Source organism: Streptomyces saintjeani (assembly GCF_055409605.1).
In genome coordinates, this window is sequence record NZ_CP189624.1 from 383,166 (window position 1) to 409,255 (window position 26,090).

At 71.0% G+C, this 26,090-nt stretch carries 22 protein-coding genes; 7 read left to right on the plus strand and 15 right to left on the minus strand.

The features are described from left to right. Window positions 1–89: 89 nt before the first annotated feature. The 8 genes from ACQCO7_RS01815 to ACQCO7_RS01850 are packed head-to-tail and all read right to left on the minus strand — an operon-like array spanning window position 90 to window position 9,507. Entirely contained in the window at window positions 90–1,925 is a 1,836-nt protein-coding gene (locus ACQCO7_RS01815; protein ID WP_464070088.1) for a WD40 repeat domain-containing protein, read from the minus strand. 31 nt (window positions 1,926–1,956) lie between these two features. Further along, window positions 1,957–4,275, minus strand: coding sequence for an alpha-xylosidase (gene yicI, locus ACQCO7_RS01820; protein ID WP_464070089.1), 2,319 nt, complete (start codon window positions 4,273–4,275; stop codon window positions 1,957–1,959). Window positions 4,276–4,303: 28 nt separating this feature from the next. Then, window positions 4,304–5,080, minus strand: coding sequence for an ABC transporter permease (locus tag ACQCO7_RS01825; RefSeq protein ID WP_464070090.1), 777 nt, complete (start codon window positions 5,078–5,080; stop codon window positions 4,304–4,306). After that, entirely contained in the window at window positions 5,070–5,858 is a 789-nt protein-coding gene (locus tag ACQCO7_RS01830; RefSeq protein ID WP_464070091.1) for an ABC transporter permease, read from the minus strand. The genes ACQCO7_RS01825 and ACQCO7_RS01830 overlap by 11 nt, the downstream gene beginning before the upstream one ends. Beyond that, entirely contained in the window at window positions 5,855–6,883 is a 1,029-nt protein-coding gene (locus ACQCO7_RS01835; RefSeq protein ID WP_464070092.1) for an ABC transporter ATP-binding protein, read from the minus strand. The genes ACQCO7_RS01830 and ACQCO7_RS01835 overlap by 4 nt, the downstream gene beginning before the upstream one ends. 49 nt (window positions 6,884–6,932) lie before the next feature. Next, window positions 6,933–7,664: a formylglycine-generating enzyme family protein gene (locus tag ACQCO7_RS01840; protein WP_464070093.1), complete on the minus strand. Its 732-nt coding sequence runs from the start codon at window positions 7,662–7,664 to the stop codon at window positions 6,933–6,935. 35 nt (window positions 7,665–7,699) lie between these two features. Then, entirely contained in the window at window positions 7,700–8,815 is a 1,116-nt protein-coding gene (locus ACQCO7_RS01845; RefSeq protein WP_464070094.1) for a glycosyltransferase, read from the minus strand. After that, window positions 8,812–9,507 (minus strand): GTP cyclohydrolase II, encoded by a 696-nt coding sequence (locus ACQCO7_RS01850; protein WP_464070095.1) that lies wholly within the window; start codon window positions 9,505–9,507, stop codon window positions 8,812–8,814. The genes ACQCO7_RS01845 and ACQCO7_RS01850 overlap by 4 nt, the downstream gene beginning before the upstream one ends. 744 nt (window positions 9,508–10,251) lie before the next feature. On the opposite strand from ACQCO7_RS01850, the gene ACQCO7_RS01855 reads away from it, so the two are divergent. The 3 genes from ACQCO7_RS01855 (at window position 10,252) to ACQCO7_RS01865 (ending at window position 14,259) form a co-directional block, all read left to right on the plus strand. Continuing rightward, the gene (locus ACQCO7_RS01855; protein ID WP_464070096.1) at window positions 10,252–11,688 is read left to right on the plus strand and encodes a carboxylesterase family protein; all 1,437 of its coding nucleotides are present in this window, start codon (window positions 10,252–10,254) and stop codon (window positions 11,686–11,688) included. Window positions 11,689–11,743: 55 nt separating this feature from the next. Continuing rightward, window positions 11,744–12,766, plus strand: coding sequence for an alcohol dehydrogenase catalytic domain-containing protein (locus ACQCO7_RS01860; RefSeq protein ID WP_464070097.1), 1,023 nt, complete (start codon window positions 11,744–11,746; stop codon window positions 12,764–12,766). Between the two features lie 134 nt (window positions 12,767–12,900). Beyond that, entirely contained in the window at window positions 12,901–14,259 is a 1,359-nt protein-coding gene (locus tag ACQCO7_RS01865) for a replication-associated recombination protein A (RefSeq protein WP_464070098.1), read from the plus strand. Window positions 14,260–14,364: 105 nt separating this feature from the next. Here ACQCO7_RS01865 and ACQCO7_RS01870 read toward each other — a convergent pair whose 3' ends face one another. The 6 genes from ACQCO7_RS01870 to ACQCO7_RS01895 all read right to left on the minus strand — a co-directional run bounded on the left by ACQCO7_RS01870 (window position 14,365) and on the right by ACQCO7_RS01895 (window position 21,153). Beyond that, window positions 14,365–15,021 (minus strand): TetR/AcrR family transcriptional regulator, encoded by a 657-nt coding sequence (locus ACQCO7_RS01870; RefSeq protein ID WP_464070099.1) that lies wholly within the window; start codon window positions 15,019–15,021, stop codon window positions 14,365–14,367. Between the two features lie 170 nt (window positions 15,022–15,191). Then, window positions 15,192–15,950, minus strand: coding sequence for an SDR family oxidoreductase (locus tag ACQCO7_RS01875; protein WP_464070100.1), 759 nt, complete (start codon window positions 15,948–15,950; stop codon window positions 15,192–15,194). Continuing rightward, on the minus strand, window positions 15,947–16,726 hold the full coding sequence (locus ACQCO7_RS01880) for an enoyl-CoA hydratase/isomerase family protein (protein WP_464070101.1): 780 nt from the start codon (window positions 16,724–16,726) through the stop codon (window positions 15,947–15,949). Before ACQCO7_RS01880 ends, ACQCO7_RS01875 begins: the two co-directional genes overlap by 4 nt. Before the next feature lie 5 nt (window positions 16,727–16,731). Then, window positions 16,732–18,375 (minus strand): AMP-binding protein, encoded by a 1,644-nt coding sequence (locus ACQCO7_RS01885; protein WP_464070102.1) that lies wholly within the window; start codon window positions 18,373–18,375, stop codon window positions 16,732–16,734. Next, window positions 18,372–20,120, minus strand: a complete 1,749-nt coding sequence (locus ACQCO7_RS01890) for a CocE/NonD family hydrolase (protein ID WP_464070103.1) — start codon at window positions 20,118–20,120, stop codon at window positions 18,372–18,374. The genes ACQCO7_RS01885 and ACQCO7_RS01890 overlap by 4 nt, the downstream gene beginning before the upstream one ends. 70 nt (window positions 20,121–20,190) lie before the next feature. Continuing rightward, on the minus strand, window positions 20,191–21,153 hold the full coding sequence (locus ACQCO7_RS01895) for a helix-turn-helix domain-containing protein (protein WP_464070104.1): 963 nt from the start codon (window positions 21,151–21,153) through the stop codon (window positions 20,191–20,193). A 193-nt stretch (window positions 21,154–21,346) separates the two neighbouring features. Between ACQCO7_RS01895 and ACQCO7_RS01900 the strand changes: the two genes are divergently transcribed. From ACQCO7_RS01900 to ACQCO7_RS01915, 4 genes are all read left to right on the plus strand, one after another. Beyond that, complete coding sequence (locus tag ACQCO7_RS01900) at window positions 21,347–22,102, plus strand: SDR family oxidoreductase (RefSeq protein WP_464070105.1); 756 nt, start codon at window positions 21,347–21,349, stop codon at window positions 22,100–22,102. A gap of 39 nt (window positions 22,103–22,141) precedes the next feature. Further along, window positions 22,142–22,828 (plus strand): TetR/AcrR family transcriptional regulator, encoded by a 687-nt coding sequence (locus ACQCO7_RS01905; RefSeq protein WP_464070106.1) that lies wholly within the window; start codon window positions 22,142–22,144, stop codon window positions 22,826–22,828. A gap of 203 nt (window positions 22,829–23,031) precedes the next feature. After that, complete coding sequence (locus ACQCO7_RS01910; RefSeq protein ID WP_464070107.1) at window positions 23,032–24,498, plus strand: MFS transporter; 1,467 nt, start codon at window positions 23,032–23,034, stop codon at window positions 24,496–24,498. Window positions 24,499–24,502: 4 nt separating this feature from the next. Then, a complete protein-coding gene (locus tag ACQCO7_RS01915; protein ID WP_464070108.1) occupies window positions 24,503–25,060 on the plus strand; it encodes a TetR/AcrR family transcriptional regulator in 558 nt (185 codons plus the stop codon). A gap of 10 nt (window positions 25,061–25,070) precedes the next feature. Here ACQCO7_RS01915 and ACQCO7_RS01920 read toward each other — a convergent pair whose 3' ends face one another. Beyond that, window positions 25,071–26,069 carry a cation diffusion facilitator family transporter gene (locus ACQCO7_RS01920; protein WP_464070109.1) on the minus strand — a complete coding sequence of 333 codons (999 nt, stop codon included), beginning with the start codon at window positions 26,067–26,069 and terminating at the stop codon, window positions 25,071–25,073. Window positions 26,070–26,090: the final 21 nt, after the last annotated feature.

A 26,090-nucleotide genomic window follows, 5' to 3' on the forward strand; every position in this document is an offset into this window, starting at 1 on the left:
CCGGCCACCCGGCCCTGACGGCGCGGGCCCGGGGCCGAGCGGCTGTGCCCACCGGGCGCCGCCGCTCGGCATCGGTGTCGTACGGCCCGTCACACGGGCGTCGGCAGCAGTTCGCCGAGCCGGATCGAGGACAGGACCTCCACCGGACCCCCCGCGCCACGGCCCACGAGGGCGATCCGCCCGTCCCAGCCCGCGACCACCACCCGGTCGCCGTCCCAGGGGAGCATGCACGACAGCCCCTGCCCGAACTCGTCGACGACCCGCCCGGAGGCCAGCGTCGCGGTGCTGTCCGTCCAGTCGATCTCCCAGGCGTACAGGTGGAAGTCGTAGGACCCGGCGAGGACGACGGGACGGTCCGGGGTGCCGAGGAGGCCGACGCACTTCACGGACTCGTCCGGGCCGAGGAGGGTCTGTACGCCGCCGGCGCGCCCGTCGAGCAGTCGGCCCACCTTCACCGTGTGGTCCCGCGACGCGCTGGCCACGACGGCTCCCGCGAGCTGGGCGACGGCGTTGACGAGGTTGCCGTGTTCCCACAGCGGCTCGCGGTCGGCGTAGGCGCCGGCGGCCACCGTCCGGTCGGTCGCCGCCGACAGGAACCCGGGGCCGTCGAGGGAGACGAGCGACTTCACCGAACCGCCGTGCGCCTCCTGGCGGTCGATCACGTCGAGCGTGCCGGGGTCGAGGGCGACGAGTTCGCCGTTGTAGGTGCCGGCCATGAGGACGTCGCCGTCCAGGCACAGGGACGGCACGGGCGCGCCGAGGGGCTCGCTCACGGCGCGTACGCCGTCGTCGGGTCCGCCGGACCAGCTGATCACCCGCCCGTCGTAGGTCCCGGCGTAGAAGGTGTCCGCCCGGACGGCCAGGGCGAGGACGGGGCCGTCGGTGACCTGGTGGACCTGGGCCGGGGTCTGCGGGTCGTCGGGGTCGAGGGCGGCGACCGCGCCGGAGTCGCAGCCGACGAGGAGCTGACGGCCCTTGCGGGCCAGCGCGTTGGGGCCGTAGGTGGGGGTGGTGGGCGCGGACAGTTCGCGGCCGTCGTCCAGGGCGAGGAGGTGGGGGGCGCCCCAGAAGCTGCCGGCGGCGACGAGGCCGCCGGCCGTGGAGACGGACCTGGGCCAGATGCGGGCGTCGTCGATCCGGCGCAGCCGTCTCCCGGAGCGGTCGTAGAAGTGCAGGCCGCCTTCGTAGGCGCCGACGATGAGGGTGTGGCCGTCGTCGGACCACTCGACGCTGCGGGCGGCGGACCGGGAGACCTGGAGGGTGGTGAGGGGCTCCAGTGCCCTGGAGAGCAGCTCGACCGTGCCGTCGTCGCGGGCTATCGCGAGGGCCGTGCCGTCGGGGGACCAGGAGCAGCCCTCGACGGACGACTCGTAGCGGCGGGTGACGGGCGGTGTGTCGGCGTCGGGGGCCGTGACGGAGACGAGGCCGTCCTCGCCGACGGTCGCGACGAGCCCTTGGGCGCTGACCGACACCATCATGCAGTGCGCGGTGTGGGAGCCGATCTCGGAGAGGAAGGCGCCGGTGCGCGCGTCCCAGACCGTGGCGCGGCCGTCCTCGGAGACGCAGATGAGTCTGCGGCCGTCCGGCATCCAGGCGACGGAGTTGATGTCGTCGGTGTGCCGGGCGAGGACGGTGACAAGGCTGCTGGCTCCGTCGTCGGCCACGTGCCAGACGGCGGCGGTCTTGTCGGCGGACGCGGTCGCGAGGAGTGCGGGGTCGGCCGGGTTCCACGCCGAGGAGTTGACGAGGCGGCGGTGTCTGAGGCTGGCCAGGCGGGCCACGTCGTCGGGGGTGCTGGTGTCCCAGATGATCACCGTGCCGTCGTAGGAGGCGGTCGCCAGGCGTCGGCCGTCGGCGCGGAGGGCGACGTGGGTGAGGGGGGCGGCGTGCCCCGTCGGGCTTTCGGGCAGGTCGATGGCGCGCATGGGGGCGTCCCTTGAGTCGTGGGCTGAAGGGTTATTCGCTGAACTCGATGCCGGGGGCGCCGGGTACGGGGCGCAGCAGCACGCCGTCCGGTGTGTGCTCCACGGTGGCGTTCTCGACCGTGGCGGGTGCGGGCGTGGCGACGAGGAGGACGGACCAGCCGGGTACCGGCCGGTCGGGGGTGACGCGGGTGCGGCCGTCGGCGCGTTCGACGGTGAAGGAGGCGTGGAGCGTGCCGTCGGGGGCGACGATGCCGGTCGTCGTGAGCGGTGTCGCGGGCGGGGTGTGCAGGCGCAGGGTGACGCCCGCGGCGTAGTCGTACTCGGGTGTGTCGTCCACGGCGCCGATCGGGAGCACCGTGCCGGGGCGCACCAGCAGGGGCAGGCTGTCGAAGCCGTGCTGTTCGTCGGTCCAGCGGGGGCCGGTGACCGTCTCGCCGGTCAGGAGGCTGGTCCAGGTGCCTGCGGGGACGTAGTAGCGGACGTGTCCCTCGGCGTTGAAGACCGGGGCGACGAGGAGGGAGTCGCCCAGCATGTACTGGGTCTCCAGGTGGGCGCAGGCCGGGTCGTCGGGGAACTCCAGGATCATCGGGCGCATCATCGGCAGGCCCTCGGTGTGGGCCTCGTCGGCGATCCGGGCGAGGTAGGGCATGAGGCGCATCTTGAGGCGGGTGAAGTCGCGCAGGACGCTCACGGACTCCTCGTCGATCGTCCACGGCACCCGGTAGGAGGCGCCGCCGTGCAGGCGGCTGTGGGAGGAGAGCAGTCCGAAGGCGATCCACCGTTTGAACACGGCGGCGTCGGGCCGCCCGGTGAACCCGCCGATGTCGTGGCTCCAGTAGCCGAACCCGGAGAGCCCCAGGGAGAGTCCGCCCCGCAGGCTCTGCGCCATGCCCGCGAAGGTGGCCTCGCCGTCGCCGCTCCAGTGCACCGGGAAGCGCTGGGTGCCGGCCGCCGCCGCGCGGGCGAACAGGACGGCGTCGCCGCTCCCCCGGTGCCGTTCGAGGACGTCGAAGACGACCTCGTTGTAGAGGTGGGCGTAGTGGTTGTGCATGCGCTCGGGGTCGGAGCCGTCGAAGTAGACGACGTCCAGCGGGATGCGCTCCCCGAAGTCCGTCTTGAAGCTGTCGACGCCCATGTCGAGGAGCGCGCCGAGCTTGTCGGCGAACCAGGTGCGGGCGGCCGGATTGGTGAAGTCGACGACGGCCAGGCCGGGTTGCCACCGGTCCCACTGCCACACCCCGCCGTCGGGCCTGCGCAGCAGGTGGCCCGCCCGCCTGCCCTCCTCGAAGAGGGGTGAGTGCTGGGAGATGTACGGGTTGATCCAGAGGCAGATCCTGAGGCCGCGCTCCTTGAGACGTTTCAGCATGCCCGGCGGATCGGGGAAGGCGTCCTCGTCCCAGGCGAAGTCGCACCACTGGTAGCCGCGCATCCAGAAGCAGTCGAAGTGGAACACCGACAGCGGCAGTTCCCGTTCGGCCATGCCGTCGATGAACGAGGTGACGGTGTCCTCGTCGTACGAGGTGGTGAACGAGGTCGACAGCCACAGGCCGTACGACCAGGCGGGCAGCCGGGCCGGGCGGCCGGTGAGCGCGGTGTAGCGGCGCAGGACGTCCTTGGGGGTGGGGCCGTGGACGACGTAGTAGCGCAGGGACTGGCCGGGCACGCTGAACTGCACGCGCGCGACCGCCTCGGAGGCCACCTCGTACGACACCTTGCCGCTGTGGTGGACGAAGACCCCGTAGCCGGCGTCGGTGAGGTAGAACGGCACGTTCTTGTACGCCTGTTCGCTGGACGTGCCGGCGTCGGCGTTCCAGATGTCGACGGACTGGCCGTTGCGGACGAGGGGTCCGAAGCGCTCGCCGAGTCCGTAGACGTGCTGTCCGACGCCGAGGTCCAGTTGCTCGCGGACGTAGGGCTTGCCGTCGGACTCGATCACCGCCATCGCCTTCTCGCCGCTGCGGGTCAGGACCCGGCCCCCGGCGAGGAAGTCCATGCTCCAGGTGTCGCCCCGCGAGAAGCGCACGGACAGGTCGCCGCTGGTGAGGACGGCGGCCTCGTCGTCGACGGTCACCTCGACGGGGGCGGCGTGGGAGAGGTCCAGGTCGAGTTCGGGTCCGGCCGGGGGGTCGCCGTAGAAGTGGCTGATGTCGACGGCGATGACGTCGGGCATGGGGCTGGTGCAGCGGACGGTGACGACGGGGCCGCTCGTCAGGTCGCCTTTCGTCTTGAGCTGCTTGACGGGGGCGAGGACGGTCAGGGAGTCGGGGGTGGGGGTGACGCGGTACACCTGTGCGGGATGGACCGCTTCGGTGCCTTCGCGCCACAGCCAGTACCCGTCGGTGAACTTCACGGGGAGTCACTCTCCTCACGGGATGTGTTCAGTTCCCGGCGCTCTCGTAGCGCCGGAGTCCGTGGTGGAACACGGACCGGGCCAGCAGGTGGAGCAGGACGGCGGCGACAGGGGCGGCCGGCAGGACCCAGAGGGAGGTGTCGCCGGTCAGCGCGGTCACCGGGAGGTAGGTGACGAACGCGAACGGGAGGGGGAAGAAGAACGCCGCCGACAGCGGGCGGGGGTACATGTGGAGGGGGAAGCGGGCCAGGTCGGTGAACTGCTGGACGAGGAACGGGACGTTGTTGACCTCGCGGAACCAGAAGGCCAGGGACGCCGAGGCCAGGTTGACGGAGCCGTAGATCACGCTGCCGGAGACGACGCACACCAGCAGGGCCGGGAGCGTCCAGGCGCTCAGGTCGAGGTGGTCGGCGGCGAGGCCCATGGCGACGCAGCCGATGGCGAGGTCACCGAGGCCGTGCAGGCTGACGTTGCGGGTGCAGAGGTGCAGGACCGGGTCGACGGGGCGCAGGAGCAGGGCGTCGAGTTCGCCCTTGCGGATCAGCTCGACGAGTTTCCAGACGCCGTCGAAGAGGAGGACGTTGAGGCCGAGGGGTGCGGTGGCCAGGCCGTACAGGAAGATCATCTTCCAGGTGGTCCAGCCCTCCACCGCCGGGGTTCTGCGCAGGAGGACGAGCATGAAGGCGAGCCAGGTGCCCTGGCGCAGGAGCGCCGAGACGATCTGGAGGGCGAGGTCGGCACGGTAGGCGGACTTGGCGCGGTACTGGAGGCGCAGGAGCAGCGCGAAGTGCTGGTCAGCCGCCATAGCTGTCCAGCCGCCGGAACCCACGGTTGAGGAGCAGCGCCGCCACGCCCGCGAGGACGGCGAGCCAGGCGACCTGGAGGGCGACGAGTCCGGCGGCCTCGCCGGCGCCGACGCGGCCGAAGTAGATGAGGGTGGGGGTGTTGAAGGAGCCCTGGAAGGGCAGTGCGTAGGCCACCGTGCGCAGCCAGTCGGGGAGCATCTGGAGGGGGAACATGGCGCCGGACAGCAGGAGCGCGAGGGCTTGCCGGCAGGCGATGAGGCCGAGGACGTTGGTCGTCCAGAAGCAGATGACGCCGGTGGTGACCGCGATGGCCGCCTTGAGGGCGACGGCGAGCAGGAAGGAGAGGGCCAGCAGGGTGCGCGTGCCCGTCGCGGGGGCGACGGCCGGGAGGACCGTGAGGACGGCCGCCGCCAGGCAGATGCCGACCGAGAGGAGTTCCATCAGCAGGGCGGCGAGCAGTTCGGAGACCCGTAGCGTCATGTAGTGGACGGGCTTGAGGAGTTCCATGGAGACGCTGCCGTCGCGGATGCTCGCCGAGACGCGTTCCTCGGTGCCGAAGGAGAGGACCAGCGTCAGCAGGAAGGACAGCAGGAGGTAGGTCCGCATCTGCGGCCAGTCGTACCCGGACTGGGTCTGGCCGTTGCCCATGATGGCGCGCCAGATGTAGAAGAGCACCGAGATCTGGACCAGGCCGATGAGGACGCCGACCACGTACCGGCCCCGGTACATGAAGGCTTCCTGGGCCGCCGCGCCGACCAGGCTGCGGAAGGCCGTCACGGAAGGTCACCTCCGCCGCTCGCCGCGGTGGCGCGCGGGCGGAAGAGGCGCTGCACGATGTGTTCCAGGGTGGGTTCGCGCAGTTCGAAGTCGACGATCTCGTGGTCGCGCATGATGGCGCCGACCAGGTGCGCGGCGCTGGTGGTGTTGCGGTCGAAGGCGCAGGACAGCCGCTGCCGGTCGAGGACCTCGCAGGTGACGCCGGTGGCGCGGACCGTGCGGGCGACCTCGTCGACGTCCTCCGTGGCGGGCACGGTGAGGACGAGGCGCCGGTCGGCGGCGAGGCGCTGCTTCACGCTCGCTATGTCGTCGTCCAGGACCTTGCTGCCGTGGTCGAGGATGATCAGCCGGTCGCACATGCCCTCGATGTCGGCCATGTCGTGGCTGGTCAGGAAGACGGTCGTGCCCTGCCGCTGGTTGAGGTGGCGGATGAACTGGCGTACGGCGGCCTTGGAGTTGACGTCGAGTCCGCCGGTCGGCTCGTCGAGGAAGACGAGCTTCGGGTCGTGCAGCAGGGCGGCGGCGAGGTCGGCGCGCATCCGCTGGCCCAGGGAGAGCTGGCGGACGGGGACGGACAGGAACTCGCCGAGTTCGAGGAGGTCGGTGAAGAGGGCCAGGTTGGCGCGGTAGGTCGCCTCCGGGATCTCGTACATGCTGCTGAGGGTCTTGAACGAGTCGACGACCGGGAGGTCCCACCACAGGCCGGTGCGGTGGCCGAAGACGGCGCCGATGCCGCGCACATGGCGTTTGCGGTCGCGGTGCGGTTCCAGGCCGCTCACGCGGACGTGGCCGCCGGTCGGGGTCATCAGACCGGTGAGGATCTTGATGGTGGTGGACTTGCCGGCGCCGTTGGAGCCGAGGTAGCCGACCGAGTCGCCGGGCTCGACCTCGAAGCCGACCCCGTCGAGCGCCACCTTCGCCCGGTACCTGGGGTGCAGGAAGTGCTTGAGCGTGCCCGTCGGTCCTGGTTCCTTCTGCGGAATCCGGTACTCCTTGCGGAGACCGCGTACCTCGATGGCCTTCATGCCCCTCCTCGGTACTGGGCGGTGGGTGCCGCTCGACAGGGCCCGGGCGTCAGCCGCCTGCCGCGAGCCGGAACCCGATGTCGTGCGGTGTCTCGTCGTAGGCGGCGTGGCGGCGGGCGCAGCGGGCGAGGTCCCGGTTGTGGCGCCAGGAGCCGCCGCGCGTCACGTGCGGGTCACTGGCCCAGTTCTCGGTGGGCGGCACGCTCGCCGGTGCGCCCGGGTACGGCTCGTACCGCGTCGACGTCCATTCGTCGACGTTGCCCGCCATGTCGAGGGTGCCGAAGGGTCCGGCGCCGGACGGGAAGGAGCCGACGGGGACGGTGCCGCCGATGCCCGCGGTCAGCAGGTTGGCGTGCGCGTCGTCGAAGCGGTCGCCCCAGGGGTAGACGCGGGCGTCGTCGCCGCGGGCCGCGCGCTCCCACTCGGTCTCGGAGGGCAGCCGTACCGGCAGGCCGGTCAGCTCGGCGACCCAGGCGCAGTACTCGGTGGCCGTCTTCCAGTCGACACCGGTGACCGGGTGGTCGTCAGCGGGTTGCTCGGCCAGCCCCTGGTCCTGGGCGAAGGGCGCCCACTGCGCGCGGGTCACCGTCGTACGGCTGAGCGCGAACTGCGGGACGGTCAGCTCCACGCGCGGGCACTCCTTGAGGAACCAGTCCGCCGGGATGCCGAGGTCGGCGTAGTCGCGCACCAGTCCGGGTACGTCCCGCTCGTCCGTCCCCCGCACGAGGACTCCGGCCGGGACGGTGACCCAGTCGATGTCCGGAAGCGCTGCTCGGGTCATGCGAGTACCTGCCTGTTCTGTTCTCGGGTGTCTCGTCAGTCGTGCCCGCCGGCACGGACGCTGTGCCACACCCGGTTGTCCGTGGCCAGCTCCAGCACGGCCCGCCAGCCGGCGGCGCCCTGGAGCACCTCGAACACCAGGAGCGTGCACCAGCCGTCCCTTATACCGAGGTGGCGCCACTCGGGGGAAACCGCGGTACGGGCGATCCGGGCCGCCTCCAGGCCGAGAACCGCGAGCGCCAGCCGCCGGGTACGGCTGCCGCGCCGCGCCAGTAACAGGGCGGGCGGTACGGCGAGTTGGGCCACGATGCTCGCGCCGGTGATGCCCAGCGCGATACGGCCCGCCGGGGTGAGGCGCGGTGACGGGAGGTGTTTCAGCGCGGCGAGCTGTCCGCGCAGCCACCGCACGCGCTGTCTCAGCGCCGTCGTCAGTTCGTCGATCGGCGCGCCGTACGAGAAGTTCGCGAGGAACCGGACGTCCGGAGCGTGCCGGCTCGCGAACATCGACCAGACGAAGCACTCCTCGGCCTCGTCCTCGATGAAGCCGCCGGTCTTCGCGAGGAACGTGGTGCTGACGTAGACGGAACTGCCCTGGAGGAACGCGGTGCCGAGACGCCGCTGGAGGAAGATCATCGAGGCGAGGTGGGTGGCGTTCTCGGCGGCGATCGTCCGGCCCACCCAGGTGCGGGACTCCTGGAACTCGAACGCCTCGACGATGTCGGCGCCCTCCGCGAACTCCCGCACCACGTCGGTGAGTTGTGTCGGGCCCGGCATCACGTCCGCGTCCAGGAACAGGACGATGTCGTGGGCGCCGAGGCCGTCCAGGGCGTGGTTCAGGGCGCGGCCCTTGGGGCGCATGTCCGGTACGGGCCAGACGCGGGACCTCGGGTCGAAGCCCGCCCCGTCCAGTGCGGCGAACGCGGTGCGGGCGGGGGTCTCGCTGCGGGTGTCGCCCTCGGGGATCAGCCAGAGGACGGTGATGTGGTCCCGGGGGTAGTCCAGGCGGAGCATTCCGGTGACCGAGCGTTCGCAGGTTTCCAGGGATTCCCGGTACATCGGGACGAGGATCACGACGTCGGCGGGGGTGGGGCTCGTGGTGGGGGTGTCCTGGTCCGGGCGGCGTTCCATGGTGGGGATCAGGAAGCCGGTCACGCGGATTCTCCGACGAGGTCGATGGTGTGGCCGCCCAGTTCCGCCTTGACCCTCAGGTACTGCGTATTGCGTTCCGTGCGGAATACCTGGGTGGCCTGGATTCCCTCGATTTCTATGCCCTGTTCTTCGAGCTGTCTGACCTTGTCGGGGTTATTGGTCAGCAGGCGCACCCTGGATATACCGAGTGCGCGTAACATCTGTGCGGCGGGGAGGTATTCCCTCAGGTCGTCGTCGAATTTCAGGGCGCGGTTCGCGGCGAAAGTGTCGAGGCCCGCGTCGTCCTGCACTCGATACGCGTCGAGCTTGTTGTACAGGCCGATTCCCCGGCCCTCCTGACGCAGGTACAGGAGAATGCCACCCGTGTCGGCGAACCTCTCCACCGCCTCTCCGAGCTGCGGTCCGCAGTCGCAGCGCGCCGAGCCGAAGACGTCTCCCGTGAGGCACTCCGAGTGGACGCGGACGAGGGGGGCGGGCGTCGAGTCGCCCGGGAAAACGACCGCGATGTGTTCCCGGCCGTCGGCGAGTCCACTGAAACTCACCATTTCCGCGGTGCGCCACGACCCGTCGTCGATATGGACGGGAACTTCTACGCGAGTTCGGATGACAACCTTGTCATCATTTTCGGCAACTCCTCTCTTCCTGCCACCGTTATCGACGGTCTGCGTGAACCTATGCCCTCCCGTTACAGGCATGGCAAGGCCCCCTCTCCATCCACCGATTTGACTTGACCGAACAATAACAGGGCCGCTGTTGCGAGTGTCAACGATCACATGGCCAGGGTGGCCGATTCGAACCTCCCCACGACGCCATGGGCGGGCAATCGATTTCCGTCGAATCGACAGTCACGCTGCTCGTTTCTCTCGGGCCGACTTCTCCTTTTGGGCGACTTCAGGATTCCGGTTGGCTTGTTCGATGGATCATCGAATCGACCCACAGGGTGGCCATAGGCGAAGGAATCATGTGAAATCGATCGCGGACCTCGCGGCGCCGAAGTGCCTATGGGGAAGCTTGAGGAACGACGTCGCCGCGCCGACGATCAGCCAGTTGCCCGGCCGCCCGCCTGCCGGAGTCCGTCCTCCGAGCCGCCGCCGGGCGCCTGACCCTGCTGATCCCGGCAGCGGCGACGGCCGACCTGCGGGGACTGCCCTCCTTCTGGCGGCGCCTCGCGGTGCTGGGCGAGTGGTCCATGGTCCACGTCCTGGTACTACGCCCAGGAGAGCAGCTCCTCCCCCTGCGCCACCTCCCGACCGCACCGGCGCCGCCCTCCCCTCCGCCGGCCTTGAGTGCCGAAGTGTCACCTGATGACCACCAGGTGACCGCTGCCCGCCAGGCGATTTACCGGAGCCCGGGGAATGCTGGGAGCGCGTCCCCGCGAGCGATCAGCCGCCGGCACGCCGCGCCGGACACCCGAACCGCACCGGAAGGAATCTCCCGCTATGACCGAGATCGCGCCCAAGGCCCCGACCGCACCAGGGGTGCGGTCCTGGTGGGGAATCCCGTACGCCACCGCCGAGCGGTACCGCCGCCCCGTGGTCGCGGACTTCGACCCGGACCTCCCCTACGACCGCAAGGGCGTCGCCTCCGTCCAGCCCGACAGCGGCGACTGGCTCGAAGCGGACAGCGGGATGGGCGAGGACTGCCTGAACCTGAACGTGTGGGCACCCGAGCAGCCGGCCGCCAAGGCGCTGCCGGTGGCCGTGTACATCCACGGCGGCGGATTCGAGTTCGGCGCGAACACGCAGATCACCTCGAACGCCTCCGGCCTCGCCGCGTCGGGTCGCGTGGTGGGCGTGTCGGTCAACTACCGGCTCGGCGCCCTGGGCGCGGTCTCGCTCTCGCAGTACGGCGGGCGGCTCGCCGAGGCGAGCAACCTCTGCCTCCAGGACGTCATCGCCGCGCTGACCTGGATCAAGGGGAACATCGCCCACTTCGGCGGCGACCCCGACAACGTCACCGTCTACGGCCACAGCGGCGGCGCCTACTCCACCTTCGGCCTGCTCGGCGCCGCCTCCGCAGACGGTCTGTACCGGCGGCTGGCCGGGTTCTCCGCCGGGCCCTCGCGGCTCCAGCCGGCCTGGTGGGCCGAGGAGCTCGCCCACCTGTTCGTCACCGAACTCGGCGTCGCGGACAACCCCGACAAGCTGCTCGACCTCGACACGGCGTCCCTGGTGGCCGCCCTGCACAAGGTCACCCCGACGGACCTCGGAGTCCGTGGCGGGATGGACAGCAAGAGCCTCGGCGTCGTCCTGGACACCGGACAGCCCGGCGCGGTGCTGCACGCCCACCCCCTGGACGTACTCGCCTCGGGCGCACACCGTGATGTCGACGTGCTGCTGAGCATGGCGAGTGACGACATGGGCTGGTGGGTGGCGAACGACCTCGACCGATTCGACCCGCACACCGTGGACCGCGTCGTCGACGAGGTCGCGGGCTGGCGCATTCCCCGCTCCCGCGCCAAGAAGATCGTCGACGCCTACGACCAGGGCGGCCGTACCCCTGCCGAGGTCCGCGCCGCACTCCTGACGGACTACATCTTCGGGCTCCCCGCCGCCCGCGGCGCCCTGGCCCACGCCGCCGCGGGAGGCAACGCCCGTCTCCTCCTGATCGGCCCCGCCGAGGGCGCGCCCGCCGTACACGGCACCGAGATGTACGCCCTGGTCGGCCAGGAGCAGCCGGGCCGCAGCCCCGAACAGGCCGAGCGTGACACGCGTATCCGCGACCTCGTCCTCGACTTCGCCACCGGCGAGCAGACCCGTCTGTGGCCCGCCGTCACGGACCGGCCCGCCTCGGAAAGCGTCGGCACCCCTCCCTTCGAGGCCACCGCCCACTACCAGCAGGCCCTCGGCCTGTGGGAGGGCATCGACCGCCCCTGACGGCCGGCGGGCGATACGCAACAGCGCGGGGGACGAGCAGAGTGAGGAACTCGGCATGAGCCAATCGACAACAGCCGGCGACGCCGCACCGGCGACAATGCGGGCCGTCGTCGTCACCCGGCCCGGCGGCCTCGACGCACTGGAGATCAAGGACGTGCCGGTGCCCGTCCGCGAGCCCGGCTGGGTACGGATCAAGGTGAAGGCGTTCGGCGTCAACGAGTCCGAGGTCGCCACCCGCAAGGGTGAGTCGGACGCGGAGGTCACCTATCCGCGCGTGCCCGGCATCGAGGGCGTCGGCGTGGTCGACGAGGCCGACGAGAACAGTCCGCTGCGGCCGGGACAGCAGGTGGCCACGATGATGGGCGGCATGGGCCGCTCGTACGACGGCGCGTACGCCCAGTACGTGACCGTCCCCGCGGCGCAGGTCATCCCGTTCGAGACCGGCCTGCCGTGGGAGGTCGTCGGTGCGCTGCCGGAGATGTTCCAGACCGCCTACGGATCGCTGACCACCGGCCTGGACCTCAAGGCCGGGCAGACGCTGCTGATCCGTGGCGGCACCTCCACGGTCGGGCTGAGCGCGGCCACGATCGCCAAGGACCTCGGAGCGACCGTGCTGTCCACCACCCGCAGCGCGGCGAGGGCCGGGCAACTGCGGGCGGCGGGCGTCGACCATCCCCTCGTCGACGACGGCACGATCGCCGGCCAGGTGCGCGAACTGATGCCGGACGGCGTCGACGCCGCCCTGGAACTGGTCGGCTGCTCGGTCCTCCCCGACACCCTGCGCACCGTCCGCCGGCACGGCACGGTCTGCTTCACCGGAGCCCTGGCGGGCCAGTGGACGATCCCCGACTTCACCCCGTTCATGATCCCGGGCGGGGTGCGGCTGACCTCCTACGGCGGCCAGGCCACCGACCTCCCGGCCGACGTCTTCGCCCGCCACCTCCGGGCCATCGCCGCAGGGCGCCTCGAAGTCCCGGTCGCGAAGGTCTACCACGGCCTGGAACAGGTCCGTGACGCCCAGACCGACGTCGAGTCCGGCACCACGCCGGGCAAGCACGTCGTCGTCCTGGACGACTGAGGACTGATCGCGGGACGCGACAAGGCCATGGCACGCGTCGTGCGCGACTGGTGACCGGCTCCTACGACCTGACACTCGACCCGGCGCCCCGCAGCCTGCCCCGACCACCATCACCTACGCGAAAGCCCAGCCCCATGGACCACAGCGAACCCGCGCTCCCCCTGTTCGACGACGATCCCGGCCTCGCCGCCACCGCGCCGGCCGTCGAAGACCTCTCCCGTCCTCTCGCCGACCGGCTGCGCCCGCGCACCCTCGGCCAGGTGGTCGGCCAGGAGCACCTGCTGGGCGATGAGGCGCCGATCGGGCGGATGGTCGAGCGGCAGCACCTGGTGTCGATGGTCCTGTGGGGGCCGCCCGGCTGCGGGAAGACCACCATCGCCCGGCTCCTCGCCGATGCCGCCGGTCTGGTCTTCGCCCCGCTGTCGGCGACCTTCTCCGGGGTCGCCGACCTGCGCCGGGTGTTCCACGACGCCGAGCGGCGCCGGGCCCGGGGGCGGGGGACGCTCTTGTTCGTCGACGAGATCCACCGCTTCAACCGCGCCCAGCAGGACAGCTTCCTGCCCTACGTGGAGGACGGCACGGTCGTCCTGGTCGGCGCGACCACCGAGAACCCGAGCTTCGAACTGAACGGCGCGCTGCTCTCGCGCAGCCAGGTCTTCGTCCTCAAACGCCTCGACGAACAGGCTCTGCGCACCCTCACGACCCGCGCCGAGGAGCTGACCGGGCGCCGGCTGCCGCTGACCGGCGAGGCCCGCCAGGCCCTGCTCGCCCTGGCCGACGGGGACGGCCGCTACCTGCTCAACATGGCCGAGCAGCTCCACTCCCTCCCCACCGGCACCGGCCCGCTGGACGTGGCCGGGCTGGCCCGGCAGGTGCAGCAGCGGGCCCCGCTGTACGACAAGGCCCAGGAGGGCCACTACAACCTGATCTCCGCGCTGCACAAGTCGCTGCGCGGCTGCGACCCGGACGCCGCCCTGTACTGGCTGGCCCGGATGCTGGAGGGCGGCGAGGACCCGCTGTTCATCGCCCGCCGGCTGGTCCGCTTCGCGGGCGAGGACGTCGGCATGGCCGACCCGAGCGCCGTCCAGCAGGCCCTTGCCGCGTGGGACGTGTACGAGCGGCTCGGCTCGCCCGAGGGGGAACTCGCCCTCGCCCAGGCCGTCGTCCACCTGGCCACCGCCCCGAAGTCCGTCGCCGTCTACCGAGGTTTCGGCGCGGCGACCAAAAGCGCCCGCCGCACCGGCTCCCTCATGCCGCCGCCGCACATCCTCAACGCGCCCACCCGGCTGATGAAGAACCTCGGCTACGGCAAGGGCTACCAGTACGACCCTGACTCCCCCGACGGCTTCTCCGGCGCCGACTACTTCCCCGAGGACATGGACCGCGAGACCTACTACCGGCCCACCGAACACGGTCACGAGGCAGAGATCGGCCGCCGCCTGAAGCACTGGTCCCGCCTGCGTGCCCAGCGACGCCACCCGGACTCCGGCTGAGCGCCCACATCCCCTGTGCCGGTGCGGTCGGTCTGTGGTGAAGCTTGAGCTGTTCGCTGCACCGGGCCGCGGATGCCGTGCGGCGCAGGCCGCTTCCGTCGGGCTCTACCCGGGCGTCGAAGCCTGATCCTTTGCGCTCTGCCCCGAGCTGAGCCCGTCCAGCAGGAGGTCGCCGAGTTCGGAGAAGGCGTCGCCCGCGGTCAGGCCGGTTCTCTCCAGGAGGGCCCCCGACTGGACCGCGTCGATGGTGACCGCTACGACGTGGGCGGCGAAGTGGCCGTTGAGCGCGCGGAAGACGCCGGTCCGCACGCCTTCTTCGATCAGTTCGTGGACCCGGTGTGCCGCGGCGGCGGAGTTCTTGCGGTAGATCCGCGCCGTCGGTTCGTAGCCGACCATGTCGTCGTAGAAGGCGTGGGAGTGGCGGCGCATGGCCGTGCCGACGCCCGTGAGGTAGACGCGGATGCGCTGCCTGGGGTCCGGCTCGGCCCGCACAGCCTGTTCGATCTCGGCTGTCGCGTCCCGGAAGAAGGTGCGGGTCACCGCCAGTACCAGCTGTTCCTTCGTGGAGGCGAGGCTGTACAGCGTCGCCTTGGAGCACTCGAGCCGTTGGGCGAGTTCGTCCATGGTCACCGTGGTGAAGCCTTCGGCCAGGATGATCGTCTCGGCCTGGAGCAGCAGTTCGTCCCGGCGGCGCGTGTCGACGACCCGCTTGCGCGCGGTTCGGCGTGGGCGTCGGTCACGCGAGTCGGTCTGGGCCGTCACCGTGGCAGTCTCCCCTGAGGATCTCCGCCGGAAGCGGCGAGTGGTCGTCCGGGCCGGAAGGCCGGCCCCGTACAAAGGGGTACCAGCGTACCTCCCGACGTACCCACGCCGACCGGGTCAACCCCGAGGCCCGAGAACCATTTGGCTCCCTTCGTTCGCGGGGCTCGCGGTCACCGGATCGAGGATCCGATGGAGATGCCGCCGTCCACGTCCAGGACGACGCCGGTGATGTAGCCGGCAGCCTCGCAGGCAAGGAACGCCGCTGCTTCGGCGATGTCCTCGGGGCGGCCGGTGTGGCGCATAGGGACCTTGGCCGTGAGTTTGTCGCGGGCCGGGCCGTTCATGGAGGCGAGCATGGGGGTCTCGATGAGGCCGGGGGCGATGGCGTTGGCGGTGATGCCGTGGCGGGCACCCTCAAGGGCGAGGGTGCGGGTCATGCCGACGATGCCCGCCTTGGCGGCCACGTAGTTGGCCTGGCCGAAGTTCCCGCGCCAGGACATGGAGGAGAAGCTGACGATACGGCCGTAGCCCTGGCGTTTCATGGGGCCGAACGCGGCGCGGGCGCAGTGGAAGCCGCCGGTCAGGCTCACGCCGACGACGGCGTGCCAGTCGTCGTCGGTGATGTCCTCGACGCGGTTGTCACGGATGATGCCGGCGTTGTTGACCAGCACGTCGAGGCGTCCGAGACCGGCGACGACGCCGTCGATCCAGGCGTTGACCTGGGCCGAGTCGGTCACGTCCACCACGTCGGTGCGGAGTGTCGCGCCATGGGACTCGGCGATGGTCCCGGCGGCTTCGGTGAGGGCCTGTTCGTTGACGTCGGCCAGGGCGACCATGGCGCCCTCCGCGGCGAACCGGGTCGCCATGGCGAGGCCGAGCCCCTGCGCGGCGCCGGTGATGGCGACGACCCGTCCCTGGTAGCGATTCACTGGTTGTCCGCTTTCGTGGTGGAGGGAGTGAGGAAGGCCCGCAGGGCATCGGCCACGGAACTGGCCGACCAGTTGTCCGCGAAGGTGGCCAGCTCCTCGCGCAGGGCCTGCTCGGGGGCCATACCGTCGATCCGGTGCAGCAGCGTCTTGAGCCGTTGCTGAGCGGGGCTGTTGCGCTCGGCCAACTGCCGGCAGATGCGGGCAGCGGTGGCGTCGAGGTCCCTCTCGGGCACGATCGCGCGGATCCAGCCGGTGTTCTCGAAGGCGGTCGCGGGCAGCAGTTCGCCGGTGAGCAGGAGCCAGCGGGACAGTCCCCGTCCGACCGCACCGGGCAGCCGGACACTCGACCCGCCGGCCGGTACCAGGCGCCGCTTCAGGTGCCCGTCACCGATGAGCGTGGTGTCGGCGGCGACGACGACATCGCAGGCCAGCGCGAGTTCGAGGCCCCCGGCGACGGCGTGACCGTGCAGCACGGCCACCCATGGTTTCGGGCTGGCCGCGATACGGCTGAGGCAGGCCGATACGTCGGTCAGGAAGTCGACCGGGTTGTGGCCGGCGTCGTGCGACTCCAGGAACTGGTGGAAGTCTCCGCCGGAGCAGAAGCTCGGCCCCCTCCCCGCCACCGCGACGACCGCCGTACCGGGATCGGCCTCGGCACTGGTGATCTGCTGGTCCAGAGCTTCCACGAGGGTGACGTCGAGGGCGTTGCGCCGCTCGGGGCGGTTGAGCGACAGCCATCGGACGGGGCCGCGTTGCTCGACGAGCAGCGGTTCCATGCCGGTCAACGTGACTCCGGGGTGGTGGGTTCGGTGTGCCGGCGTTCGCGCAGCAGGTAGCGCTGCGTCTTGCCGCTGGGTGTCTTGGGCAGGGCGTCGATGAAGTGGACCTGACGCGGGTAGGCGTGGGCGGCGTACCGGGTCTTGACCGACTGCTGGAGTTCGGTGGCCAGTTCAGGTGAGCCGTCGACGCCGCCGCGCAGGACGACGTACGCCTCGATGACCTCGCCACGGACGTCGTCGGGGGCACCGATGACGCTGCACTCGGCGACGGCGGGATGCTGGGCGAGGACGCTCTCGATCTCGAACGGCCCGATCCGGTAGCCGGCCATGATGATGACGTCGTCGTCGCGGGAGGAGAAGAAGAAGTCGCCGTCGGCGTCGACCCGTCCGGCGTCGCCGGTGAGGTACCAGCGGCCGTCGGGGGTGAACTTGGAAGCGCTCTGCCCGGGGATCTGGTAGTCGCGGAACGTCATCAGCGGGCTCGCCGCGACATCGATCGCGACCCGGCCCAGCACGCCTGGTCCGGCGGGCTCGTCCTTCTCGTCGGCCAGGACGGTGAGGCTCCAGCCGGGCAGCGGCCGGCCCATCGATCCCGGTTTGAGCGGACCGGCGAGTTCGGGATGGTGGTGGTTGGCCAGGGGCATGCCGACCTCGGTCTGGCCGAAGTGGTCGTGCACGGCAAGACCCAGCGCGGTGGCGGCCCACTCGTTGACCTCGGGGGTCAGGGGTTCGCCCGCGCTGGACGCCCGCTCCAGCCGCAGCCCCTCGGGCACCGGTACCGACGAGGAGCGCAGCCCTCGGTACACGGTCGGGGCGGCGGTGAAGTCGGTGACCCGGTGTTCGGCGAGGGTGCGCCAGGTCGTCTCGGCGGAGAACCCGCCGGACAGCAGCAGGCTGGGGATGCCGGCGGCCATCGGGGCGACGACGGCCGCGTACAGCCCGTAGGCCCAGCCCGGGTCGGCGGCGCACCAGTAGCCGCTGTCCCCGGTGACGCCCAGGGCGTACTCCAGGTAGATCTGCCATCCGGTGATGTACGAGACGGGGTGGATGACGCCCTTGGGCTTGCCGGTGGTGCCGGAGGTGAACATGTGGACCAGGGGGCCGTCCCCGCTCGTGGTGACGGCGGGTACCGGCTCGGGTGACGCGGCGGCGACGAGGTCGGCCAGCGACAGGTCACCGCGCGACGTCGCGGCTCCGGTGACGACGACGCGGCGCCGAGGGTCGTCCGGCATGTCGGGGCCCGGGTCGAGTTTGTGGCGCTGGTCCGGGTCGACGACCACCAGGTGTGCACCCGCGCCCTCCAGGCGCAGGGCGATGGCCTGGGGTGCGAACGCGGTGAACAGCGGGACGTAGACCGCGCCGAGTCGCCAGGTCGCGAGGATGACGGTCACGAGGTCGGTGCTCTTGCCCATCAGGGTCGCCACCCGGTCGCCCGGCCCGACGCCGAGTTCCCGCAACGCCCGCGCACAGCGGTGGGAATCCGCCGCGAGCTGCCCGAAGGTCAGGACGGACGCCTCGCCGACGGCATCGACGACGGTGAACGCCACCCTGTCGGCGGGATGCCGGTCGCACAGCAGCCACGCCACATTCGCCTCGGAGAAAAGGAATCTCGCGGTCAGCTCGGTGACCCGGTCGGCGGCGCTCACGACTGGTCCTCGCGGTCGATGACCGGCAGTACCAGACGGCTGGGGTGGTCCGGTCCGTGATGGATGTGGTTGACCGCGGGGATCATCTGCTCCTCGCCCTCACGGGCGATGACGCCGCCGGTGTTGGTGTTGCGGTCGTAGCGGGGGAAGTTGCTGCTGGAGACGTCCACGCGGATGCGGTGACCGGGGAGGAACACATTGGACGTGGCGGTCATGTCGACGGTGATCTCGTAGACCGTGCCGGGCTCCATCAGTTCTTCCGTGGCCAGGCCGCCCCGGTAGCGGGCGCGCAGGATCCCGTCGCACAGGTTGATCGCCTTGCCGTCGGGGAAGACGTCGACGAGCTTGGCGGTGAAGTCGGTGTCCACCGCCGAGGAGGAGACGAACAGGGTCAGGCTGACCGGACCGGTGACCTCGACGGGCTCCTTCAGCACCGGCCCGGCGAAGCACAGGACGTCCTCGCGGGCGGCCACGGTCCGCTGGTCGACCGGGCCGCAGAGTTCCAGCGTCACCGGCATGGACGCCCCGCCGGCCGTGGGAACCGGGCGGCGCGGGTCGTAGAGGTAGGTGTCGTGCCCGGCGCCGACCGGCGCCTCGGTCGTCAACACGCCGTCGCCGTAAGCGGTGTTGGCGTGACCGGCGCTCGTGAGGTGGAAGTCGGTCCACCTCGTGTCGGGCAGCGGCCAGTCCTGCTCGTCGCGCCACTGGTCGATGCCCATCACGAAGATCTTCACGGGCGCCACGCCGTCGAGAGCGGTGGTGTCGCCCCGGAGCCAGCGGTCGAAGAACTTCACGTGCAGGCCGGTCAGGCCCAGCATCTGCGCACTGGCCGGCGGACCGAAGGAGCGGTCGGGATAGACGCCGGTCGAGGAGATGTGATCCCACGGACCGATGATCAGCCGCTGTCCCTCACGGGCCTGCGCACTGCCCGCCTTCTGACGGGCGGTGGTGTAGGTGCGCACCGTCTGCCCGATGTAGAGGTCGTACCAGCCGCCTATGTTGAGCGCCGGAACGGTGACGTTCTTGAGCTCGGGCGTGAGCTCCATGGCGTCCCAGTACGCGTCGTGGGAGGGGTGGGCCATCCAGTCGTCCCACCACTTGCCGTACTCCGCCAGGACCGGGACCTCGGCCGTCGGCAGCACGTCGTTCAGCGGCTCCGGGAACAGCGCCGCCCGACCGAGCCGCCGCACCTGGGACACGGAGCCCTCGCCGGCCGCCAGGGACCGCTGGGCGTCGGCCATGTACATCATGGCGTTCCACGCGGTGACCAGGCTCAGTGAGAGCGCACCGCCCGGGCCGTACCAAGGCGCTTCGTAGTTGTCGGTCGAGGTGACGGACGGTGCGATCGCCTTGAGGCCGGGGGCGCCGGTCACGGCGGTCTCCCACTGGACCATCCCGAGATAGGACCCGCCGTACATGCCCACCGTGCCGTCGGACCAGAGCTGCTCGGCGATCCAGGCGACGGTGTCCTCGCCGTCGTCGCGGTCGGCCAGGTGCGGAACGAACTCGCCCTCCGAGCGGTGGGTGCCCCGGCAGTCCTGCACCACCACCGCGTAGCCCGCCTCCAGCAGAGGCATGAGGTCGGGCATGACCCCGCCCAGGCTGACGCCGAACACGTCCTTGCCGTAGGGCATGCGCACGAGCAGTGTCGGAGCCTTCTCCTCGACCGGACGCCACACGTTGGCGGCGAGGGCCGCTCCGTCACGCATCGGAACCCGGACGTCTATCTCGTACAGGTGCTGCATCGGTGCTCCTCATTGAGCCGACGGTGGTGCTCCCGGATGCGGGTACGTTAAGAGGTACGTTCGTACCCTGTCAATTACCGCGCGGTGGGCCGACCTCCCCTTGTCCGCCGTTCGCGCGGGCCGCGTAGGCGGCCGGGGTGAGGCCGGTGCGGTCGCGGAAGAAGCGGCCGAAGTTCGCGGGGTCGGTGAAGCCGAGGTGGGCGGCCACGGCGCGGGCGTCCCACCGGGCCGCTCCCAGCAGGCGCCGGGCTTCGAGGAGGCGCCGCTCGTCGATGAGTTCGCGCACCCCCTTGCCGGTGGCGTCCCGGGCGGCGCGGCTGAGGGTGCGGACCGAGCAGCCGAGCGACTCGGCGTAGTCCGCGGCCTGGTGCAGTTCACGGAAGTGCAGCTCCAGGGCGTCCAGGAAGCGCCTGTACCGGTCGGCGCGTCCGGTGTCGGCCGTGACCGTGTCGGCGGGGGCGATGCCCGGGGAGTTGGCCAGGCGCAGGAGCAGCGATTCGAGCAGGCTGCGCCGCAGGGCGTGGTGGATGGCGAGGGGGCGGCGCCCCAGTGCGCGGTGTTCGTCCAGGAGCTGGAGTGCCGTCCGCTGGAGCCAGGCGGTGTCGTCGGGGTGCGGGCTGAGCACGGGAGGGGCCTCGTGCGCGGTGAGCGGGGCCAGCAGGCGGGCGATGTCGGGCCGCAGCACGTCGGGTTCGAACAGGATGAACGGGCCACGGGCCGCGCCGGGCGGATGCCAGCACTGGGTGTGTCCGGGACGCACCCACAGCCACTGGCCGGGGGTGACGGTCCGCGTGACGTGGTCGACGTCGTGCCGCAGCTCGCCCTCGGTGACGGCGATGAGGTAGTGGAAGGTGGCACGGCCCGGACGGGGCGGGTTCCACGGCCAGTCGTCGTGCTGGTCGAAGAAGTCCTCGACGGTACTCACCTCAAGGCCGTAGGGAGTACCGACCGGGGGCTGGAAGCCGTAGAGCCGAACCTCAGCCGGTCCGGCCGGGGTTCCGCTCAGCTCGAAGTGTCGCTTGTCGACCATCATGCGTCCGCAACCTACAGCCCTCCCGGTCGGCTTCGACGGAAGGATGGGACGCCCCCCGCGACCGCGTGTCAGCCACTTTCTCCGGCGCGACCCGGATGGTAAGTGGATCGACTTGCCTCAAGGGTGGCACGGGGGTTACCTTCGCATGGTGAGTCGATCGACTCACCTTATGTCTCGGCAAGGAACCATGAACATGACTCGTCTTGCGGGCAAGCGCGCCCTCATCACCGGCGGCACGAGCGGGATCGGCCTGGAGACCGCGCGGCGTTTCGTCGCGGAGGGGGCCGAGGTGCTGGTCACGGGTGTCACCCCGGCCAGCATCGACAGGGCGCGGCAGGTCCTCGGGGACAAGGTGCCGGTCGTGCAGGCCGATGCCCGCGATCTCGATGCGCAGCGCGCCCTGGCCAAGCGGGTGGGTGAGCACTTCGGGGAGCTGGACGTGGTGTTCCTGAACGCCGGTGTCTCGGACTGGCGGCCGTTCGAGAACCACACGGAGAACAGTTTCGACCGGCTCTTCGACATCAACGTCAAGAGCGTCTTCTTCCTCACGCAGGCCCTGGTGCCCGTGCTGGCCAACCCGTCCTCGGTCGTCCTCAACGCGTCCAGCAGCGCGCACGGCGGCTACGGGAACTCGAACGCCTACGCGGCGACGAAGGCGGCCCTCGGCTCCCTGATGCGGTCGTGGAACGCGGACCTGCTCAGGTCGCACGGCATCCGGTTCAACGCGGTCAGCCCCGGCCCGGTGGACACCCCGCTGTACTCCAAGCTCGGGATCGAGGACCCCGCGGTGCAGGCGGCGGTGCTGGAGGGGATCAGCGCCGGCATCCCGCTGGGCCGCATGGGCCTGCCCGGGGAGGTCGCGGAGGCCGTCGTGTACCTGGCCTCCGACGCCGCCGCCTTCGCGGTGGGCCAGGACCTTATCCTGGACGGCGGCCAGACCGTCCTCTGACAGCGAGGACACGGCCAGGGACGGGCGAGGGGCGTGGACATGACGGTGGCGGACCGGGCGGAAGCCGGCGGCGATACGTGCCGGGCCGGGTATCACGCGCAGATCAAGGAGGAGAACCGGGCGCGCATCATCCGCGCCGCCCGCGACCTCTTCCTCGCCCGGGGATACGACAAGACCTCCCTCGCCCAGATCGCGAAGGAGGCCCGCGTCTCCACCGGCACTCTCTTCAAGCGCTACCCCTCCAAGGCCGCCCTGTTCGCGGCCGTCACCTCCGAACAGTGGCAGCTGGACGTGGAGTACGCCGCACCGCCCCCGCCCGGTGACCCCCGGTACGGTCTCGACCACATCGGCCGCGACTACGCCTGCCTGGTCTCCCGGCCCGGAACCGCGGCGCTGTGCCGCCTCATCATCACCGAGCTTCCCCAGATGCCGGAACTCGCCGACATCGTCGGCACCGGCTTCGCCATCGACCGCGGCCCCTTCTTCGACCGGCTCCGCGACTACCTCGACACCGAAGCGCAGGCCGGCACCCTCGACTTCCGCTCCGCCGACGGACACCCACAGACAGCGGCCACCGTCGCCGAACAGTTCCTCGGCATGATCTGTAGCCAGTTCCTGTGGCCCCAACTCGTACGGACCGACTTCGTCCCGCCCAACCCCACCGACGCCGCGATCGTGGACGAAGCCGTCGCCCTCATGCTCACCCGCTACAGCACCCGGCCCTGAACCCCGGACGGCAAACTTCTGGCAATCATCACGCCGGAGATCGCGGGCGCCGCACGGGGGCTGGACGGACAAACCCCTTTCCATATACGGCAGTTGATCCAGTAGCCCCTTCCAGACCCGGACTAACCGGACCCCAGGGTTCGGTTAGCCTGACGGAGAAACGGACCCTTGGGTCCACTTGACCCTCCTGGAAGACGGAATCCATGGCAGACACGAACGGGGCGAGAACCGCGCCCATAGGCCGGAGCATGGCCATCCTGGGGCTCGCCGCGCTGGCCTTCTCGCTCGCGCAGACCTCGCTGGCGCCCGCGCTGGGCGACATGGCCGCCTCCCTGCACACCAGCCCGCAGAACACGGCCTGGGCGCTCACCGGTTATCTCGTGGCCGCCGCCGTGCTGACGCCGGTGTTCGGGCGGCTCGGGGACATGTTCGGGAAGCGGCGGCTGCTGGTCGCCTCGCTGGTGCTGTTCGCGATCGGCGGGGCGTGGGCCGCGCTCGGCGACAGCCTCACCGTGGTGGTGATCGGGCGCGTCGTGATGGGGGCGGGCGGCGGCATCTTCCCGCTGTGCTTCGGCATCATCCGTGACGAGTTCCCGGCGCACCGCCGGGCCGGCGCGGTCGGTCTCGTCTCCGCCATCGCCGGGCTCGGCGGCGGGCTCGGCCTCCTGATGGGCGGCCTGCTGGTCGACCACGCCTCGTACCGCTGGATCTTCTGGGCCGGCACGATGATGGCCACGGCCGCCGCGGTCGCCGCGCACTTCCTGCTCCCGGAGTCCCCGGTCCGCACCCCCGGCAAGGTCGACTTCGCCGGTACGGCCCTGCTGGGCGCGGGCATCACCGCTCCCCTGGTCGCCATCAGCCAGGCGTCCACGTGGGGGTGGACCAGCGGGCGCACCCTCGGTCTGATCGCCGCCGGTCTGGTCGTCCTCGCGGTGTTCGTGCTGGTGGAGCGGCGTACCGCCGAGCCCCTCGTCGACATGGGCGTCCTGGTCCAGCGCCCGGTGCTGATGACGAACGCGGCGACGCTGCTGATCGGCTTCGGCATGTTCGGCGTGTTCCTGCTGGTCCCGCAGCTCGTGCAGACGCCCGAGGCGAGCGGGTACGGCTTCGGCGGCGACGCCACCCGCGCCGGGCTGCTGATGCTCCCCGGCTGCCTGATGATGCTGGTCGCCGGGCCCCTCTCCGGCGTCCTCACCGCACGTTTCGGCGGGAAGGTGCCGCTCTCGCTGGGCGGGGTCGTCACCGCCGCCGGGCTCGCGCTGCTCGCGGTGGCGCACGGTTCGCAGGCGGCCGTCCTCGGTTTCACCATGGTCGTCTTCACCGGTATCGGCCTCGCCTTCGCCGCGATGCCGAACCTGATCGTGGACGCCGTCGACCCGGCCAGGACCGGCGAGGCGACCGGGGTCAACGCCCTGGTGCGGTCCGTGGGTTCGTCGCTCGGCAGCCAGGTCATCGCGAGCATCCTGGCGAACAGCGCGACCGCGTCGAACCCGCTGCCCACCGAGCACGCGTACACGGTGTCGTTCCTCGTCGGCGGCGCGGGCGCGCTGGTCGCCGCCGCCGTCACGCTCCTCATCCCCCGGGCACGCGCCCGCCACCAGGTCGAGAGTTCCGTGCCGCTCCCCGAGCCGGTGCTGACCGTCGAGGACAGCGGAAACCGTCACACTTGAGCCCATGCACACGCCGAAAGCTACCGAGGACTGGTCCGAGCGCCGTACCGACGCCCGCCGCAACCACGAGCGGATCATCGCGGCGGCCTTCCAGGTGTTCGCGGACCGTGGCCTGGACGGCACCGTTCCCGAGGTCGCCGCGCGTGCGGGGGTCGGCAAGGCGACCGTGTACCGCAGCTACCCCACCAAGGACGACCTGGTGCAGGCCGTCGTCCGGCGCCGCTTCGGGCAGTTGGAGGACCGCACCGCCGAGGCCCTCGCGGAGCCGGACGCGGGCCGGGCGCTCACGGCGCTGCTGCCGGACGTCTTCGAGATCATGGCCGCCGACCGGCTCCTCGCCGACGTCATCCACGAACAGCAGTCCCCCGTCCTCCTCGGCATGATCACCTCGCTCATCGACGCGGCGAAGGAGCAGGGGGCGGTCCGCCCCGACGTCACCGGGACCGACGTGAGGATCCTCGCGGGCGGCTGCGCGAAACAGCTCGTCCGGCTGGGCATCACCGATCCCGCGCAGTGGCGGCACTTCGGGGACCTGGTGGTGGCGGCGCTGCGGACCCGGTGAGCCGGCGGGGTCAGTGTTCGTGCGGCCCCGCCCGGTGCACCGGACCGTGTGCGTCGTCGCAGTGGTCCCCGGCCCGGTCGTCCGGCGGCGTGATCGTCAGGACGTCGTCGGGGGTCTCCTCGCCCACGTGGTCGACCTGGAGGGTCGCGTGGGTGATCGCGTGAGTGGTGCGGAGGAGGCGTTGGAGGTCGCGGCGTACCGCGTGGCAGTCGCCGCCGGGAGCGACCAGGACGTGCGCCGAGAGGGCCGGTTCGCCCGAGGTGATGGTCCAGAGGTGGAGGTCGTGGATCTCCACCACCGAGGGACGGGACGCCAGTTCGTCGCCGATGGCGTCCGGGTCCAGGCCGACGGGGGCCGCTTCCAGGAAGATGCGGCCCGAGTCGCGGACCAGGCCGTAACCCGCCTTGACCATCAGGGCGACCACCACCAGCGTCGCGATCGCGTCGGCCCGGGCGAACCCCGTGAGGACGACGATCAGCGCCGCGATCGCCGTACCGATGAACGCGAACAGGTCGTTGAGGATGTGCTGGTAGGCGCCCTCGACGTTGAGAGAGCCGCGGTCGGCCCGGGAGATGCACCAGGTCGCCGCGATGTTCACGGCGATCCCGGCGAGCGCGGTCGCCAGCATGAGGCCGCCCTCCACCTCGGGCGGGTCGATCAGGCGCCGGACCGCTTCGTACGCCAGCCAGGCGCCCAGCAGGAGCAGGGTCAGCCCGTTGGCCTGGGCGGAGAGGATCTCGGCGCGTTTGAGGCCGTACGTGAAGCCACCCCGCGCGGGCCTCGCCGACAGCCGCATCGCGACGAGCGCCAGGACGATGGACACGGCGTCGGTCAGCATGTGCGCGGCGTCGGAGATCAGCGCCAGCGAACTCGCCATGATCCCGACGACGACCTCGGCCGCCATGAACACCGTGATGAGGCCCAGGGCGATGCCGAGCCAGCGCCGGTCCGCGTCGGCGCTCACGCCGTGGGAGTGCCCGGCGTGGTCTGCGGTGTCGTGACGGCTCATGGCGAACGCTTTCCTCGTACC